This window comes from Flavobacterium sp. T50_26, assembly GCF_057652995.1.
On the sequence record NZ_JBYFCC010000031.1, the window covers coordinates 1 to 17827 of the forward strand.

General features: G+C 35.5%; 11 protein-coding genes. 4 read left to right on the forward strand and 7 right to left on the reverse strand.

Going from position 1 to position 17827, the window contains the following annotated elements:
- Positions 1 to 3275: lamin tail domain-containing protein (locus tag AC23MC_RS14865; protein WP_487569136.1), on the reverse strand; the 3275-nt coding region annotated here is incomplete at its 3' end.
- A gap of 485 nt (positions 3276 to 3760) precedes the next feature.
- Complete coding sequence (locus tag AC23MC_RS14870) at positions 3761 to 7639, reverse strand: choice-of-anchor D domain-containing protein (protein ID WP_487569137.1); 3879 nt, start codon at positions 7637 to 7639, stop codon at positions 3761 to 3763.
- 140 nt (positions 7640 to 7779) lie between these two features.
- Here AC23MC_RS14870 and AC23MC_RS14875 point away from each other — a divergent pair, with 140 nt between their 5' ends.
- The 4 genes from AC23MC_RS14875 (at position 7780) to AC23MC_RS14890 (ending at position 12670) form a co-directional block, all read left to right on the forward strand.
- A complete protein-coding gene (locus tag AC23MC_RS14875; protein ID WP_487569138.1) occupies positions 7780 to 8259 on the forward strand; it encodes a regulatory protein RecX in 480 nt (159 codons plus the stop codon).
- 408 nt (positions 8260 to 8667) lie between these two features.
- Positions 8668 to 11946 (forward strand): T9SS sorting signal type C domain-containing protein, encoded by a 3279-nt coding sequence (locus tag AC23MC_RS14880; RefSeq protein ID WP_487569139.1) that lies wholly within the window; start codon positions 8668 to 8670, stop codon positions 11944 to 11946.
- An 89-nt stretch (positions 11947 to 12035) separates the two neighbouring features.
- Positions 12036 to 12377, forward strand: coding sequence for a type II toxin-antitoxin system RelE/ParE family toxin (locus AC23MC_RS14885; protein WP_487569140.1), 342 nt, complete (start codon positions 12036 to 12038; stop codon positions 12375 to 12377).
- A 2-nt stretch (positions 12378 to 12379) separates the two neighbouring features.
- Positions 12380 to 12670 (forward strand): helix-turn-helix domain-containing protein, encoded by a 291-nt coding sequence (locus AC23MC_RS14890; RefSeq protein WP_487569141.1) that lies wholly within the window; start codon positions 12380 to 12382, stop codon positions 12668 to 12670.
- A gap of 26 nt (positions 12671 to 12696) precedes the next feature.
- Here the strand turns inward: AC23MC_RS14890 and AC23MC_RS14895 are convergent, their stop codons facing one another.
- From AC23MC_RS14895 to AC23MC_RS14915, 5 genes are all read right to left on the reverse strand, one after another.
- Positions 12697 to 13860: a beta-ketoacyl synthase N-terminal-like domain-containing protein gene (locus AC23MC_RS14895; protein WP_487569142.1), complete on the reverse strand. Its 1164-nt coding sequence runs from the start codon at positions 13858 to 13860 to the stop codon at positions 12697 to 12699.
- 36 nt (positions 13861 to 13896) lie between these two features.
- Positions 13897 to 15162, reverse strand: coding sequence for an adenosylmethionine--8-amino-7-oxononanoate transaminase (bioA, locus tag AC23MC_RS14900; RefSeq protein ID WP_487569143.1), 1266 nt, complete (start codon positions 15160 to 15162; stop codon positions 13897 to 13899).
- A gap of 51 nt (positions 15163 to 15213) precedes the next feature.
- Complete coding sequence (gene bioD / locus AC23MC_RS14905; RefSeq protein WP_487569144.1) at positions 15214 to 15834, reverse strand: dethiobiotin synthase; 621 nt, start codon at positions 15832 to 15834, stop codon at positions 15214 to 15216.
- A 148-nt stretch (positions 15835 to 15982) separates the two neighbouring features.
- Complete coding sequence (locus tag AC23MC_RS14910) at positions 15983 to 16384, reverse strand: GxxExxY protein (protein ID WP_487569145.1); 402 nt, start codon at positions 16382 to 16384, stop codon at positions 15983 to 15985.
- A gap of 41 nt (positions 16385 to 16425) precedes the next feature.
- Positions 16426 to 17598, reverse strand: coding sequence for an aminotransferase class I/II-fold pyridoxal phosphate-dependent enzyme (locus AC23MC_RS14915; RefSeq protein WP_487569146.1), 1173 nt, complete (start codon positions 17596 to 17598; stop codon positions 16426 to 16428).
- Positions 17599 to 17827: the final 229 nt, after the last annotated feature.

Here is a 17827-nt window from a genome sequence, read left to right on the forward strand (position 1 = left end):
ACAGTAGCATATTCTGCAATGTCTGTACTAGAAATTTGGAACACATAGTTTGACGTTTCTACTTCACGGAACTCATTTGTTAACGTATTAGTTAATCTAAAACGGTAACCTGTTCTAGCAACTCCATTTGGAACACTTGGCGATACTAAATCACCACGTAATACCTCATTAATAGCTGTTAGTGTTGCTCCGCAATTATCTGTACGCAATTGAGCTAAAACAACAGGACATCCGTCATTTAAATTACCATTACAGTTTTGATCAATTCCGTCGTAACAGATTTCTGTGGCTCCAGGATATATGGTTTCGTCAGTATCGTCGCAATCGCCGCCAATAGCTACGTAACCAAAAGGTTGATCAACTTCCAATAGCGTTTCGTTGTCATCTCCAAATCCGTCTTCATCAATATCTAGATACCAAAGAGTAGGTGTTAATGTTAAAACAGAAATTTCGTTTGAATTTTCAGAAGTTGTACCGTCAAAAGCACGTACTACGTAGTAATACGTTGTTGAGCTAGCTAATCCAGAAACTGATAAGGAAGTGTCTGGAGCAGAAACAGTAAAAGGTGAACCAAGTACAGGAACATTTTCAAGTACGGTATCGGTAGATCGAATACTTATATCATCAATTGAAACAGCTTCATAAGAACGTAAACTGATTCTAACTGTTGATTGTGTAGCTGTAAAAGTTCTTTCATATTTAGTCCAAGTACTAGCTGCAGGAAGTTTTGCAGGTGTTCCTCCTTCGATATAACTGGTTCCGGAAGTTCCTTGAATGGAGAAGTTTTTTAATCCATTTGTACCTGACGCAGCATAGTCGTTATACCAAAATGAAAACACATATGTTTTACCTACTTCCACACTTACATCTTGTTGAATTATTGACGTTGCGGTTCCGGTTCTGGATACATAGTAAATTCCTGTATGTGGATTTGCGGTCGAAATAAGATAATTATCTGAACCACTAACCGAAGTATAGCCATTTGTATTTCCGTTTTCATAACCTCCGTTAGTCACTAATTCCGGACTTAAAGTAGAGGTTTCTGAGTAAACATCAATTTGATAACTTGCTGCACCTACTACTTCTTCCCAATTAGCTACAAAAGAATCAGCACCTACAAATGTAGCGGCTAATGCAACTGGTGCATCAATAACTGGATCAACACCCGTTCCTGACACAGTTACAATTTGAGTAATAGCTCCAGCTGAAGATATTTCGATATCACCACCGGTAGCTCCTGAAAAAGAAGGTTGAAAACGAACATAAACTGTAACAGGTTCTCCATTGATATTTCCACCCGTTTGTCCTAAATTTAAAAAGGAAGAAAAATTAACATCATTCGTACTCAATACAAAATCGCCTGGTGCTACAAGTAGAACATTCGATGTTAAAAAAGATCCTGAAACTGTGAAAGATTGACTCGCACTGCTTTCTCCCACAACAACATTAGTAAAATCGAATGCACTTGCTGAAACAACTAATTCAGGGTCCGGAAGTGATTCAACTTCGCCAGACACATTAATTTCTAAATCAAATCCATAACCTTCTATATAAACAATATCAGCATAAGGTCCAACAGCTAATCCATCAACTAAACGAACCGATACTGTAGTTGCACCGCCTGTATAATTGGAAAGCGTTATTCCACCTTCAGCAAATCCAAACCATGTTGAGTTATCAAGTGATAATTCAAAATTATCACCCGGCAATACTGTTACACTTTGACTTCCATCAAGATTTAAACCACTTAACTGAAAAGAACTTGAGTTAGATGGACCTGAGCCAACTATATAGTTTAGTCCCGAAACAGCCATCGGTGTAGCGGTTAGTATTGGTGATGTTACAAAATCACAGAAAAAAGAAGCCGTAGCTGAATTTCGTGGTGTAGGTGTAGCCACTGTAAAATCGGCAGAATTGACATCGGTGTCATCACAACCATTATTATTTCTAATAGCTGCTGTTGTGTTAGAAAGAACTGAAGTGGCTCCAGATCCTTCAAAACAATTTGCACTTCCATAACCTACAAAATCAATAATACTTGCATCAGTTGGACAACCACCGGTTAAAGGCGTTGTGCTATTTACTAAAGCTACTTTTCCATTTGTTCCAGCCATGTTAATAGTTCCGGTATGATCTGCTGTTGGCAAATCACTACCTGTAGCACCACCGGCTAGCTGCACTAAAAAGTAACCACCTGGTTGAACGCTTTTATTTGGCAAATTTACATTATTTGTCCATGCTGTACCACTACTAGAAGCATACTGAATAGACCATCCGTTTAAACTTACCGCAGTTGTAGTAGGGTTGTAAATCTCAACAAAATCGTTTTTAAAAGGTGCTCCTGTATTTCCGCCGCCACCATAAACTTGACTAATAACCAAGTGGTTTAATGGTCCGGCTGGTTCTGTCACCGTACCGGAAACAGTCACTTCTGATTCTAATTCATAACCTGCTATATAAACAATTCCTGAATAACTATTTGCTGTTAAACCTGAAATTAATCGAACAAAAATTGTTGTATTCGTTCCATTATATCCGGTTAAAACAATTTCTTCACTAAAAGCTAAATTATCGGTAGAAATTTCAAAACCTGTATCAGCCAATAGCGTAATATCTTCTGACCCATCCAAATTTGCTCCGCTTACTACAAATGATGAAGCATTTGAAGGTCCTTCATCAACAACATATGTTAAATCTGAAATTGTAGTTGGAGTAGCAGAAAGGGTTGGTTCTGAAACAACAACTTGCTTTTTATATAATTTTAATTTTACTTGTGCTGATGTGTAACAGGCAAATCGTGGACTTGAATTATTCCATTGCAATTGTCTAGCCGGCGTAGCAACATTGCTTAATGTCCACAATCCTGAAGCAACACTATACGTCCATTTTTCGTTATTTGTCGGTGTGTTATTAAAAAAACCTGCATGATTTGTAGTTCCTGTTCCTGTATTACCCCATGACACATATCCAACAGATGGATTGTAAATTGTAATTTGATTTGACTCAACAGAAATGGCAAATACATTATTGTTTGTAAAACCCGTAGTAATTGTACTTCCCGGATTGGTTACAGCAGTGAAGTTAATAATTGGCCCACTACTTGTTGTGTTTAGCATAATTCCATCATTAGTCGAGCCATCGCCCACTATGAGATACTCACCACTTGTTAATGACTCAAGAGTCGTAATCTGCTCAAAAGTCTGACCCCAACCCATCGTTGCCACAAAGAGCAATAGCAAGAAAAAGGGTTTAAAAGTAATTTTTGTTTTCATCATGTAAATAGTTTTTAATTTTTGACATAACAAATTTAAGTAGAATGAATAAGAAAACCATAAAATCAGGTTATCAATACGTTAAGTTCGGCAATCAGCAAAGAACATCGATAAACGGCAAAAAAAAGCCGGATAAATTTCCGGCTTTCTAAATTTTATGTATTTTTTTTTTAAAAAATTATCTTTTTAATAATCGTTTGTCCAGTAGTCAATTGAACTTTTATCGTAAAGGTTTGAAAAGATGGTTTTAACCCCAGAACAAAAACGATTGACTTTAATGAGCATCTTTAGAGAAGAGTATTCTTCCCAATACATCATTCAACTCAATTTTTTGAAGTGGTTCCAATATTAACTTTATTTCAATTTGTTGATTTCCGGTTGAAAGAACTCTATTTTTCTATTATTTTGTATTTAAAAAAATACTATACGAAACAAATAATCCCCTCCAAAAACGGAAGGGATTTCTTAATTTTTATTTTTAAAAAACCTTATAAAATCAATTTCTTGGTAACCAGTTGACCGTTTTCTAATTCAATTTGAACTATAATTGTTTGTTTGGAAAGCGTAGTATTGGCAACAAATTCATTAGAATTTTGTCCTTTTTGAGAAAACACTAATCGTCCTAAAACATCATAAACCAAAACACTATTTATTTTTTCTAGCGAAGATTTCACATGAAGCTGTCCGTTTGTAGTAAATGCAATTACTGCAGAAGCTATTTCCGTTACATCCGGCGTAGAAAGTATTTCATTTGTATAACGCAATTCAAAACGATCATTAAATGTTCCTACAGTAGAAACAAATACATACGGATTTGCGGTTAAATCATGAATAACTCCTAAAAGTTTATCTTCTAAATATACTTTTTTATTGCCTAATCCTACTGCATCGGCAATGGCAACAGTAAATGTTCCTGCCGTAAACGTATTATAACCCATTTGCACCACATCATTTTCATCAAAAGGCAAAGCTCTTCCTTGAATAATATAAGGTTTATCATCAATAATAGAATACATTTTAGCAGAACCATCTACTTTGGTAGAAGCATCAAATAATCTATCTTTTTCATTGGTTGCACCATCTGTATAACCCACCAAAGTTCTAGCCGGGCTTCCGTTTTGAGGAATAAAATCTAACCAAATTTTAAAATCATCTTCACCCTGCAACTGACTGGCTTGTCTAAAAAATTGATTATTGGTGTTGGCTATATTTCGCATGGAATTTTTAAACGTCACGGTTTCTGTTGTAGCAGCTCCATCATTCATTAACACAAAAAATCCTTGTCCCGATGCTATAAAACCGTTAAACCCTAACGGTCCGCTTGTTGTTCCTAAACCATTGTGAACGATATAATCATTTGGATCATAATTATAAGCAAAATTGTTATAAAACGGATCACTAAAAGGTGTATCGGGCAAGTCACCATGTGTCCAAATTCGAACAGAACCTTCGATGTTTGCATTTTCATTTAAAAAATCCAAAACGCTAATTGCAGAAGGATACGGATTTCCTATCAAATTGAAATTATCATCGTTGGCGGTTACCGTTATTAAAGGATTTGTTGGACTTGGGTAACCAGTTGGGTTTGTATATGACCCCCTTTCAATATCCGGTGTAAAGATACCGTTATTTGGTATGCCTGTAAATGCGGTAGTAAAAGGTTGAATGGTTGTAGTAAAAGTGGAAGGCCCGCGAACAATATAGCCTTTTCCTTGCACCATGTTTTCGTTTGCGGTTGTCCAATTTCCAAAATTTCCGGAAATAGTTGGCAACCATTTAAAGACATTGGAAGCCGGAGTTCCTGTAGAAATGTTTAACACAGGAAAAGAAGCAACAGGAGACGACCAATACACATAGTCTAAACGACGAATATTGGCGGTTCGTTGTACGCTGATGTTTCCACTGTTTACAGCATAATCATCTAATTGAATTAAACTTCCGTTGTGTTGAACGGTTAATGTTCCATTGTTTACAATTCGTCCTGCAGATTGGATATGACTATTTGCATTTATGGTTACTGTATGTGTAGCATCTATCTCACATTCACAAGCTACTACATTTCCGTGTGCTCCAGTGTTGTAATCATCTCTAAAAATAGCTTTTCTAAATTGATCTGGTGCTCCTCCTGTCCAGTTATTACTTTCCCAAACACTTGTAAATGGAGTTCTTCCTCTTATTTCTACATTATCTAATACCCAAATTTCATCTGAACGATCAACATAAAATTCAAACTTAATCTGAAGTTGATTAGAAATCGGCAAAGTCGTTAACCTATAATGCTTAATACCTAAATTAACTGAATTTGTTGTAGTGGGAGCAGTTTGTAAAGGAATATTAACTCCTCGATAATTTGTTATGTAATTAGCGGGTGTAGCCGTGTTTATATCCCAAATAGAATTATCATCTCCTTTAACTATGAGTTCATTAGACCAAGTTAATCCTCCATCGGAACTGATAAAAATTCTAATTTGATCACTACCAAAGTCTAATCCTTGTGTTGAGCTAGTTGAATAAGCACCTACATTAAAACGCAATTCTACCTCTGAATAGGAAGTAACATCCACCGCATCAAACAATACTGTGGAATAACCATCATTATCACTGTATGAAGCGGCAAAGGCTCCGTTTACTTGTAAACTTCGTGTGCCTATAAATTTGTTAGTTGAAACTGATCTACTACTTCCAAAAGCTTGTCCGCCTGCAACAACAGGAGTTGTTCCAGTAGAAAAAGTTGAAAGAGTATATCCTAATGTATTTACTGTATCAAAGTTTTGAGAAAAAATTAGACTGGGTGTTGTAAGAACACATTCATCAAAATTAATTCCAACTCCAGATATTGCAAAAACATAAGGGCTTTTTCCTGAAACGTTATTAGGAATTGAGATTGTGGCTTGTCTTAAGCCTAGTGCAGATGGGTTAAACCGAATCGTTAAAATTGAAACACTATTTGCAACAACAGGAGTAACAGGCGATGCAAAAACTGTAAAATCAGCAGCATTTGGTCCGCTAATTGTTGCGGCTGAAAGAGTTAAATTCGCTCCTCCATAATTAGCAATATAAAAATTACGGTCTTTACTGGCTGCACCGGCCTCATTTACATTACCAAAATTGGTGTGATTTGTTAAGGAAGTTGTTGTACTTCCATTTATAATATCTACCCCATTCCCTATCACACTAATATCGGGTGCAATTCCTGTTCCTTGAATAGTGAAGGTATATGGATTTTCATCTGAATCATTATTTATTATAGAAACAACAGCTGTTCTAACTCCTCCTGTAGTTGGAGCAAATCGGATTACAAAATCTGAAAAACCACCAGGCAAAACATTTAAAGAAGGCTGAGTTGTAACTGTAAAATCTGTGGTGTGACCAGATATCTGCACACGAGGTACTCCTGTTAAATTAAGGTTTGAAATTCCTATATTTTGTATTCTAAAATCTTTCAGTTGATTGTTTCCAATATTTTGAGCAGCATATAGTGTGTTATTGAACGCATTTGGAATTGTACTCCCGTTAACTATATTATTAGTTGCTCCTGTTGCACCTCTAACATTAATTTCGGGACCTGGATTACTTACTGTTAATGTTAGTGTTTGTTCATCTGAACCGCTTGCATTTATTGCAAATATTGAGATATAAAAAGTCCCTATTGCTCCTGGTGTTCCTGTAATTACACCTGTTGTTGTGTTTATTGAAAATCCCGGAGGTAAACTAGTAGCATTAAAAGAGGTAGGGCTATTTATTGCAGTTATTGTATAACTAAACGGATCTCCAACAAAACCTGAGACATTTAATTCACTGGTGATTATTGGTGCCGCTGGAACTGTTGAATATACATAGCCATTAAAAGTGAAATCATTAATACTAAAAGTTCCACCGGCAGCACTAGCTCCCCATCCATAAATTCGGAAAGTTATAGCAGAAGTTATTCCTTGATAAGTAGCCGCTGTAAGAGAAATTGTAGTTCCTGCTGCAGATGCAGTGCCAATATTTGAGGCATAGCCATCTACACTTGAACGAAATGCAAAACTAGTAGCTCCCGTTCCAGATGCTTGACCTGTGTAAACAAAATTAACAAAATCAATTTGATACCCAGCGGCAGGAGTAAGCGTAAACTGAAAATAATCGTTTGTATTTAATGATGCTGAATCCCAACCTGAAGCATTATATCTATTATTCGCATTAGATCCTGCCACTCCTGACCCTCTCCCGATACCGGAAGCCGTCAAATTAGTTGCTACAACTTGACCAGTTGTGTAAGGGTTAGCTGTATTGGGATTTGTTCCTGTAATCGGATTTTCAAAAATCGATTGCCCCCACGAAAAAGCACTCAATAAAAGTGCTAATAAAAGTATTCTTGTTTTCATTTTTGGAAATGATAAGTTTTTATAGTTTTTTTGGCTTTTATAGTTGAATTTTTGGTGGGTACAAATTTACAGCTAAATTGCAGAATTTCAATACCTTTGCGTTACTAAATTATTAACAAAAAACCACTAAATTTCTATCATTGAGTTCACAGTCAAACACTTCGCTTTTAGAAATAGTTCAAAAGATGGAATTCTACTGCTCATATCAGGAGCGTTGCCATGCCGAAGTGGTTCAAAAATTGTATGCATTAGCGGTTCCTCAAAACCAACATGACGAAGTGATTGTGCATTTAATTCATCATAATTTTCTGAACGAAGAACGGTTTGCTAAGTTGTTTTCCATCAGTAAATTTCACCAAAAAAAGTGGGGAAAAAAACGAATTTCAAACGAATTGAAACAACGAAACATTTCTGATTATTTAATTCGAATGGGTTTAAATGAAATTCCGGAAGAAGAATATGAGATTACTTTTACTGATTTAGCGGAAAAAACGTGGGATTCAATTTCCGAAAAAAATATACTCAAAAAAAGAAAAAAATTCTGCGACACCTTACTCCGAAAAGGCTGGGAAAGCGATTGGGTGTATGAAGCTTCCAAAAAATTGGAACGTTTATCTTAACTCTTCCATCTTCGCTCCTCCATCTTCTATCTTCTATCTTCCATCTCCCATCTTCCATCCCCCATCTTCCCTCCAAACCCAGCAAAACCAACACTTTGTTAAAATCTGTTAACGTTATCGACGTACAACACGAAAACTGTTAATTGATGTTGCTCATCGTTTTCTATTACAATTCACCTGATTTAATTTTAATGCGAAAACCATGGAAGTACTTTTGCCGTAAATAAAAGAGATGAAAAATCATATTAATATGTTTTTTCTTTCAAAAAACGTTAAATGTTGTGTTTTGGCGTTAAAATTATACACTTTATCGATTTTTTATTTTGATTTAAAAAAATTAAGAAATAGTTTTGACAACGAAAATTAGTACAAAAAAGAATTGCCCCTAAAAAAAATACCAAATCTACTATGAAAAAAATTTTATTTTTTGTTTGCTTTTTACCACTTTTCACTTTTGCTCAAGCCTTAAACGGAACATATCAGATTGGCACCGGGCAAGCTAGTCCGTTTAACAATTTACAAAATGCAATTGCCAGATTAAACACAAATGGCGTTAATGGTCCGGTAGTATTTAAACTACTGAACAACGAAAGTTATACTGCCACACTTCAAATCAATTCGTTTGCTGGCTCAAGCACTACAAATACGGTAACAATTGAACCGGCAGAAAATAAAAACGTGACCATTTCAGTGAATAATCCAAACGGATATACCGGAGTTGCTGCGGTAATAAAAATTAATGGAGGTGATAATATCATCATTAACGGAAACAATTCCAATAATCAAAATAGTCGCAATTTAACCTTGCAAAATAATAATGCGGTAAACTATTTAAGTCAAACTGTTTTCTGGATTGCCAGTAACGGGACTAATGCTGCAACAAACATAACAATAAAAAACACCATCCTAAAAAACACTAATAGAAATCAAGATGGTCTTTGGTTAAGTGGCGTTTTTTCCGGTGGAAATGCAAGCACCGATAATGGTACTATTTCAAACAGTATGGCAACTGCCAACAATACAAACACACAAATTAGCAACAACGAGTTTATTAATATCCGACAAGGTGTTCATGTGAATAGCAACACTAATTCTACTCGAATTACCAATCTTACCATTACCAACAACAAGTTGATTACAACCGTTGACAGTCAGAAACCGGACATGGGTTTCTATATCAACAACGTTAGTAATTTTAGGATAGATGATAATATTATTGATGGTCTTCGTCACATCAACAGTGGAAGCACAAACATGTATGGAATGAATATTATAAACGGATTGACTTATAGTATTTCAGGAAATCAGATTTTAAATTTTTCACATCCTGCAAATAATATGATTGGAGCGGCAATGTACATTCAAGGAACAAGTACAAGCAATGCAACCATTACAAGAAACGTAATTAGAAACATCAAAAATAGTGGTGGCGGAATTGTTCGCGGAATCGACATAAACATTTCAAGTTCTACCAACACAAATACAGTAATTAGCAATAATTTTATTAGCGATGTTGCAACAAACGGAACAACAACAAACAATGCAAACGGAATCTATGTTAGAAGTGGAAGAGATATAAAATTATACCACAACACTATTGTGATGAACACCAATCAAAATAATGCTAGTGCTGCGTTACGAATTGATGCCGGTTCTCAATTTAGTGTAGTAAATAACATTCTAGGAAACACTTCTACCACGGGAACACGGTATGCAATCTACTCTGCTGTGACAAGTTCTGCCTTCACAACAATTGATTACAACAATTATTATTCTGCTCAACACATTGGTTATTTGGGTTCAAATAGAACAACTTTAGCCAATTGGAAAACGGCCACTTCAAAAGACACTAATTCTTTAAACTTAATTCCAAATTTCGTTTCGGCAACCGATTTACATTTAACCGAAGAAAATCCGGATTTAGACAACAAAGGAACATTTTTGAGCAGTATTACAATCGACATCGACTTAGAAACCAGAAGTATAACGACTCCAGATATTGGTGCAGATGAATTCATGGCTCAAAAATGCGGAACAACAACGGTTTGGAATGGTTCTTCATGGAATAACGGCACACCGGATGAAAATGTAAAAGCGATTTTAAATGGTGATTATAATACTGCATTTAACGGAAATTTAATTGCTTGCGAATTACTTATTAGTGAAAATGTAGAAGCAATTATTGCCGAAAGCAATTATTTTAAAATTGAAACAAACCTAACTGTTCATGGAAATTTAACCATTTTAGACAGTGGAAGTTTGGTTCAAGTGGAAGACGATAGCCAAAGTGTGGGAGAAATTTTAGTGTACAGAAACACAACACCGATGAAAACACTAGATTACAGCTATTGGTCTTCGCCGGTTGATGGATGGAAATTAAACCAATTATCGCCAAACACCAATCCGTCTCGTTACCACAGTTATAATCCTGCTCTTGGAAGCTGGACAACACTTTCCGGAGGAAATCATGTAATGCAAGCAGGAAAAGGATATATTGTTCGTGCTCCAAACGGATGGAGTTTAACCAACGCTACTCAAGGGGTTTATGAAGGTCATTTTATCGGTACTGCCAATAACGGTAACGTTAAGGTGGATGCAACAAAAGGTGTGAAAACCAATAACCTTCTCGGAAATCCTTATCCGTCTGCCATTGACATTGACAAATTTATTTTAGATCCTGTAAATAAAGATATTTTTGATGGAACTATTTATTTATGGACGCACAACACAGCACTCAGCAATAGTATTCCGGGTAATCAGGCATATAATTATACTGCTGATGATTATGCTTCATATAATTTAACGGGTGGAGTAAAAACCTCCAGATCAGCTATTACAGGTGCCGTTGCTCCAAACGGAAAAATAGCCTCGGGACAAGCGTTTTTTATTAATGTAAAAAATAACTTGGCAAACGGAACCTATCAAGCACAATTTAACAATAGCATGAGAGTGGTTGAACAAAATGATCAATTTTTCAGAAATTCATCTCCATCAACATCTTCTGAATCAAACGAAAAAAATCGCTTGTGGTTGAATATTTCAAATGAAAACGGAGCCTATCACGAAACATTATTAGGTTATTTAAATGATGCAACGAACGAATTGGATTATGGTTTTGATGGAAAACACACAAACGGTGGAAATTTTGTGAGTATATATTCTATTTTGGATGAAAATAAATTATCCATCCAAGGAAGAGCGTTGCCATTTGAAGAAACAGAAATTATTCCAATAGGTTTTATAAGCACAATTTCAGGTGTAATGTCTATTGCGATTGAACAATTTGACGGATTTTTTGGCGAACAAAATGTGTATCTATTTGATAAAACTACCGAACTGTATCATGATTTAAAAGCTGCTCCATTTAGTTTTGAAACAACTCCGGGAACTTTTGACGACCGTTTTGAATTGCGATTTACAAACGAAACTTTAAGTGTTGAAAATCCAGCATTAGCAGAAAATAATCTGCAAGTAATCAAATCAAACAAAACAATTGAAGTTAAATCACTTAACAATTCTATTGAAGTAATTTCAGTTTTTGATATAACCGGAAAACAAGTTGCTTTCTACGAAGATATTAATCAAAATGAATTTAGTTCAAATCAATTAAACATTTCTAATCAAGTTGTAATTGTAAAAATAAAACTAGAGAATAATGAAATTGTGACGAAAAAATTGGTTTTCTAAATGGTTTTGAAAGCATACTATTCATTTAGTTAGTATGAAAAAATCGAAAACATTTGCTTTAATAGTAACTTTTAAGTTACCTTTGTAAAATGAAAGTTCGTGAAGTCATCGCCTACGAAAATCATTTTGAAGATTTTCTACTATCGCAGCCAAAAAAAGTTCAAGATAAAATATTCAAAATAATTGAAGCCATTGAAACGTTAGAAAGAGTTCCATCCAATTATTTAAAATCGATGGAAGGAACAAATGGTCTGTATGAAGCTCGAATTCAGTTAGGCTCAAATATTTGGCGAGTATTTTGCTTTTTTGACAATGGAAAACTAGTAATATTACTTAATGGCTTTCAAAAGAAAACGCAAAAAACTCCAAAAAATGAAATTGAGAAAGCGTTAAAGTTAATGACTAACTATTACCAAGAGAAAACTAAATAAGTATGGAAACTAAAAGCTGGAAAGAAATCAAAAATAATGTCTACGGTGAAAAAGGAACCGAAAGACGTGACGAACTTGAAAGAGAATTCCAAGGTTTTAAAATTGGTTTACTATTAAAAAAAGCTCGAGAAGAAAAGCAATTAACACAAACTGAACTTGGCGATTTAATTGACAAAAAAAGAGAATATATTTCAAGGATAGAAAACAACGGAGGTAATTTAACGCTCAAAACTTTGTATGATATTGTAGAAAAAGGTTTTGGCGGAAAAGTGAAAATTCAAATTGAATTATAAACTTTCTTTTTTGAAATCAATTTTTTTTATGCCTTACATAAAACTATACTCACCGCATTTCCACCAAAACCAACCGCATTCACCATGATTTTTTTTAACGGACGAGATTGCTGTTGTTGTTTCAAAAAAGGAACTTGAATAAATTGATTGTGCTGTAGCATCAACAAAGCCATTTCTACACTCAACATGCCGGAAGCACCAAAAGTGTGTCCAATTTTCCATTTATTGTTTGTGAGTAATGGAATTGAATTTCCAAAAACAATTTCAATTGCTTTCATTTCGCTCAAATCGCCTTGAATTGTTCCGGGTGAATGACTAATAATCACATCAATTTCTTCCGGATTCATTTTTCCCAAAGCCATTTTCATCGATTTTTGAAAACAAGTCGCTTCCGCAGAAATAGAAATAGAATGTTTTAAATTTTCAGTAGCATAGCCAAAACCTTCTACATAAGCAATTGCTTTTTCGTTTTCACCTCTTTCTAAACAAATTGTGGCAGCGGCTTCTCCCAATACCATTGTGTTTTTTGTTTTAGAAAAATCAAAGGTTTTGCACGGATAAGCCTCTGAACTTTCCGCCGAAGAATAGATTTTCAACGCCTGCATTTGAGCAATCGTAAATGGAGTTAGCGGTGCTTCACTCCCACCCACTAAAAATTTATCGGCCATACCTGATTTGAGCCAAGCAATTCCGTTAAGCAACGCATGCAACGCGGTTGAACACGTAATGGAATGCGAAATTTCCGGTCCATTATTTTGCAAATCTTGAGCTACCCAGCTCGAAATATTTCCTAAAGTTGTTGTTGGTGAAGCTAAGGTTTGAGCTTTTCCGGTGGATAAAAACTCGGCATGATGCTTTTCAAACAATTGTGTGGCTCCTCGTGAAGAACCAATGTTTATTCCAAAAACAGCATTTTCATCCCATCCGGCTAATGCAACTGCTTGTCGCGAAGCTAAAATGGCAAACAAAACCGAATCGTCTAAAAATTTATATTTGGTTTCGGATAATCGCAAAGCAGCTACTTTTTGTTTATTTTCTTCCGATAAAGAAGAAGCAAAAACAGTAGAAGTTCCAATTTGATTGGGTTTAATTAACGATTGTTCCGATTGATAGGCTTCCCAAACAGAAACCGCATCATTTCCTAAAGGAGAAAGCGAAGCAAAAGAAGTTATGGCAATTTTTGAGTTCAAAAAAAGAAAGTTGAATGAAATTTATAAAATACAAATTTACACTATCTGCAACGCTTTTTCAATGGTTTTATAAATTATTTCCAATTGTTCATTAGTGGTAACATAAGGAGGAAGTATGTAGATGGTATTTCCCACCGGACGAAGAATGATGCCGTTTTCGATAAAAAAAGCATACAACTTATTTCTAAAATCACCATAATAACTTTCAGATGATTCTCTTTTAATTTCAAAAGCGAGAATAATGCCTAACGTTCTGATATTTTCAGTATTTGAATGAAGTTCCAATCGCTTTTTAAACTGCAAATGTTGCTCTTCAATTCGAACAATGTTTACTTGCATTTCTGTCGAAAAAAGCAAATCAATTGCAGCCAAAGCAGCGGCACATCCGGTTGGATTTCCGGTAAACGTATGTCCGTGAAATAATGCTTTGTTCACGTTTTCCGACAAAAATCCGTCAAAAACTTCTTGCGAAAAACTCGTCACCGCCATCGGAATAGTTCCTCCGGTTAATGCCTTTGATAAACACATCATGTCGGGTTGCTCATTCAAATAATCACACGCAAAGGTTTTTCCGGTTTTGCCAAATCCGGTCATGACTTCGTCGGCAATTGTAAAAACATTATTTTTTTTGCAAAGCGAAATAAGTTTGTCTAATTCTTGTGGTTCATACATCACCATTCCGGCTGCACCTTGCACGAGCGGTTCAAAAATAAAGGCGGCAAATTCGTTGGTTTGCAGTAAATCTTCCAATAAAGTTAAACTATTGTTTTCTGATGTCGGAATCGGAATCCGAACCACTTCTAACATCGATCCTTGAAACGCTTCGGTAAAAAAACTAATGCCACTGGCTGCCATCGCTCCAAACGTATCGCCATGAAATCCATTTTCAAAAGCAATGATTTTGGTACGCTTTTCTCCTTTATTGTAAAAAAATTGCAACGCAGCTTTAATAGCAATTTCCACCGCAGTTGAACCATTATCCGAATAAAACAGTTTTTTTTGATTGGATGGTAAAATAGAAATCAATTTTTCTGCTAATTCTACAGCGGGTTTGTTCGTAAAACCACCAAACAAAACATGCTCTAACGTAGTTAATTGTTTATAAATCGCGTTGGCTATAATCGGATTTGAATGCCCAAAAGGATTGACCCACCAACTTGAAATGGCATCGATGTATTGTTTTCCGTTTTCATCCCAAAGATAAACACCTTGTCCTTTTACAATCGCCGGTAAAAGTCCGGTGGTTTGGTGTTGGGTATACGGATGCCAGTTGTATAGTTTGTCTTTTTGGGAAAGGTTCATGAGGGGATTTTTGGATTGTTCGACTATTAGATTGTTGGATTGTTGGATTGTTTAGACGAGGCGTTGAAGATTTTCTTTGAACTTTTCGGCGTAATAGGTAATTACATTTTGATCAAAATAGGGTTCGTTGTCAATTCTTCCTAAAAAAGTTACTCCTGTTTTAGATAGAATAATGGATTCTGTAGCTTCATTTTCATCACCGGAAAAAATAATTCCGGCTATGGAAATTTTTCTGTTTTGAAGAGCTTCTATCGTTAACAATGTATGATTGATACTTCCCAAATAATGTCGAGAAACGATTATTACTTTGTAATCGGGTTGAATTAAATCCAATACCGTATCCGTTTCATTTAAAGGCACGAATATTCCTCCTGCTCCTTCAATTACCAAATGATTTTTTGTTTTAGGTTCTTTGATGGAATTGATGTTGATGGAAATTCCATCAATCGCTGCTGCAAAATGCGGGCTTGCCGGCGTTTGTAAAGCATAACTATTGGGATGAATCTTAGTTTTGGAATTAGACAGAAGCGATTCTATTTTATGGCTATCTGAAAAATGTAAATCGCCTGCTTGCACGGGTTTCCAATAATCGGCTTCCAAAGCTTCGGTGATAATGGCGGAAGTGATTGTTTTTCCTACGTCGGTGCCAATTCCGGTGATGAATAATTTCATGGTAGTTGTTTAACCGCAAAGTTCGCAAAGAATACGCAAAGTTTGCAAGGATTTTTTGAAAAGGTTGAAATTATGCTTTTACTATTTCTTCATCTTTCTCTATGCCGGCGATATTTTTAACCACAGATTATACGGATTCGGCGGATTATTACTGATTTTTAATGTTTGTTTTTCTATCATTTGTGTAAATCACTCTTTTAAATTCCGGTTCTTCTCCAAAGTTTAACAACATTCCAACTTCAATGGGTGTTGCTTTTAAATAATTCATTATTTGAGCTGTGTGAATATCCATAAGAAACTCAGTTGCCTTTAACTCAACAATTACTTTGTCTTCTATTAATAAATCTGAATAAAAATCTCCAACAAGCTGGTTCTTAAAGTAAACTTGAATTTGTTTTTGTGCTTCAACTTTGAGACCAAACGATTTTAATTCAAAAAACATGGAATTTTGATATACCTTTTCAAGAAAACCGGAGCCTAACTCATTATATACATTGTAATAGGCTTTTAAAATTGAATCTGTAATTGATTTGTGTATTAAATTTGTCATATCATCTGTTTATATCTGTTAAAATCAGTTTTATCCGTGGCTTAAAACACAAAAGTACTTAACAAATCTAAAACAGTAAAAATTTCTTTTTGAGAATTATAAGAATGCAAACAAAACCGCAATCTTTCTTGACCTTCAGGAACGGTTGGCGACAAAATAGGTTTTACATCAAAGCCGTTTTGTTGGAGTTGTTGGGCAATGGTTTTTACTCGCTCGTTTCCGGGAATTATGATGGAATGGATGGTTGAGGAGGATGGAAGTTGAAAGTTACAGGTTGCGGGTTGCGGGTTGAAAGTTGAAAAAGATTGCTTGAAAAAGTTTATGTTTTGAAAAAGTTTTTCTCTTTCTTGCTGACTTTTAGCCAAATGCTGATAGGCTACCAAAATAGTCGCAACCGAATGCGGTGATAATCCGGTGGTATAAATAAAGCTTCGGGCAAAATTGATTAAATAGGCTTTGAGTTGTTCACTCCCCAAAACAGCTGCTCCGTGACATCCTAATGCTTTTCCGAAGGTGATGATTCGGGCAAAAACGTTGTTATGCAAATTCAATTGTTGCACTAAACCTTCTCCGTTTTCTCCAAAAACTCCTAAAGCATGGGCTTCGTCGATGACTAAATAGGCATTGTGTTTTTCGGATAAAGCGACCAATTTTTCTAAATCGGGTGAATCGCCATCCATGGAAAAAACGCTTTCGGTGATGATGAAAATGGTTGCGGGTTGCGGGTTACGGGTTGCGGGTTGGCACTTGATTAGTAAATTTTCTAAATCAACTACATCGTTGTGTTTGAATTTGAATGATTTGGCTAAACTCATTTGAATGCCGTCACGAATGGAAGCATGACTGAGTTCGTCATATAAAATAATATCATTTCGTTGCGGAACGGAGCTAAAAAAACCGACGTTGGCATCGTAGCCGGAATTAAAAATTAAGGCTGCTTCGGCTTGATGAAATTGGGCAATGAATTCTTCTGTATCTGAATAAATCGAATGGTTTCCGGTGAGCAATCGCGAACCAGTGGCTCCGTTTACTTTGTAATTTCTTGCAATTAAAAATTCATGTGTTTGTTGAAAAATCGCTTCGTTTTTGGCAAAACCCAAATAATCGTTAGAAGAAAAATCGACTAAATCATTGGGTAAAACCAACTTTCGGAGAGCATTGTTTTGCTCTCGTTGGAGGAGTTTTTGATGAAGGGATTTTGGGAGGGATTTCATTGAGTAACTAAATGAGTTGTAATTTTTCTTTTGTTGGAAATTGACTTTCAAAGGTACGAATTGAAAGTTGATTCGGAATGTCTTATTTAGATTCCTACGGAATGATCTGTGACTTTAACTTAGACTGTGACTTTTTTTGCCGCAAAGAAAGAAAGAAAGAAAGAAAGAAAGGCACCAAGCTTCTGAAAACTTATATTGCTTCATCTGAATTAAAACTGAGACTGCGACT

Coding starts and splice junctions, on each gene's coding strand:
- bioA (WP_487569143.1), bottom strand. CDS start 15,162: ATGAACCTTTCCCAAAAAGACAAACTATACAACTGGCATCCGTATACC.
- AC23MC_RS14870 (WP_487569137.1), bottom strand. CDS start 7,639: ATGAAAACAAGAATACTTTTATTAGCACTTTTATTGAGTGCTTTTTCG.
- AC23MC_RS14880 (WP_487569139.1), top strand. CDS start 8,668: ATGAAAAAAATTTTATTTTTTGTTTGCTTTTTACCACTTTTCACTTTT.
- AC23MC_RS14915 (WP_487569146.1), bottom strand. CDS start 17,598: ATGAAATCCCTCCCAAAATCCCTTCATCAAAAACTCCTCCAACGAGAG.
- AC23MC_RS14910 (WP_487569145.1), bottom strand. CDS start 16,384: ATGACAAATTTAATACACAAATCAATTACAGATTCAATTTTAAAAGCC.
- bioD (WP_487569144.1), bottom strand. CDS start 15,834: ATGAAATTATTCATCACCGGAATTGGCACCGACGTAGGAAAAACAATC.
- AC23MC_RS14885 (WP_487569140.1), top strand. CDS start 12,036: ATGAAAGTTCGTGAAGTCATCGCCTACGAAAATCATTTTGAAGATTTT.
- AC23MC_RS14890 (WP_487569141.1), top strand. CDS start 12,380: ATGGAAACTAAAAGCTGGAAAGAAATCAAAAATAATGTCTACGGTGAA.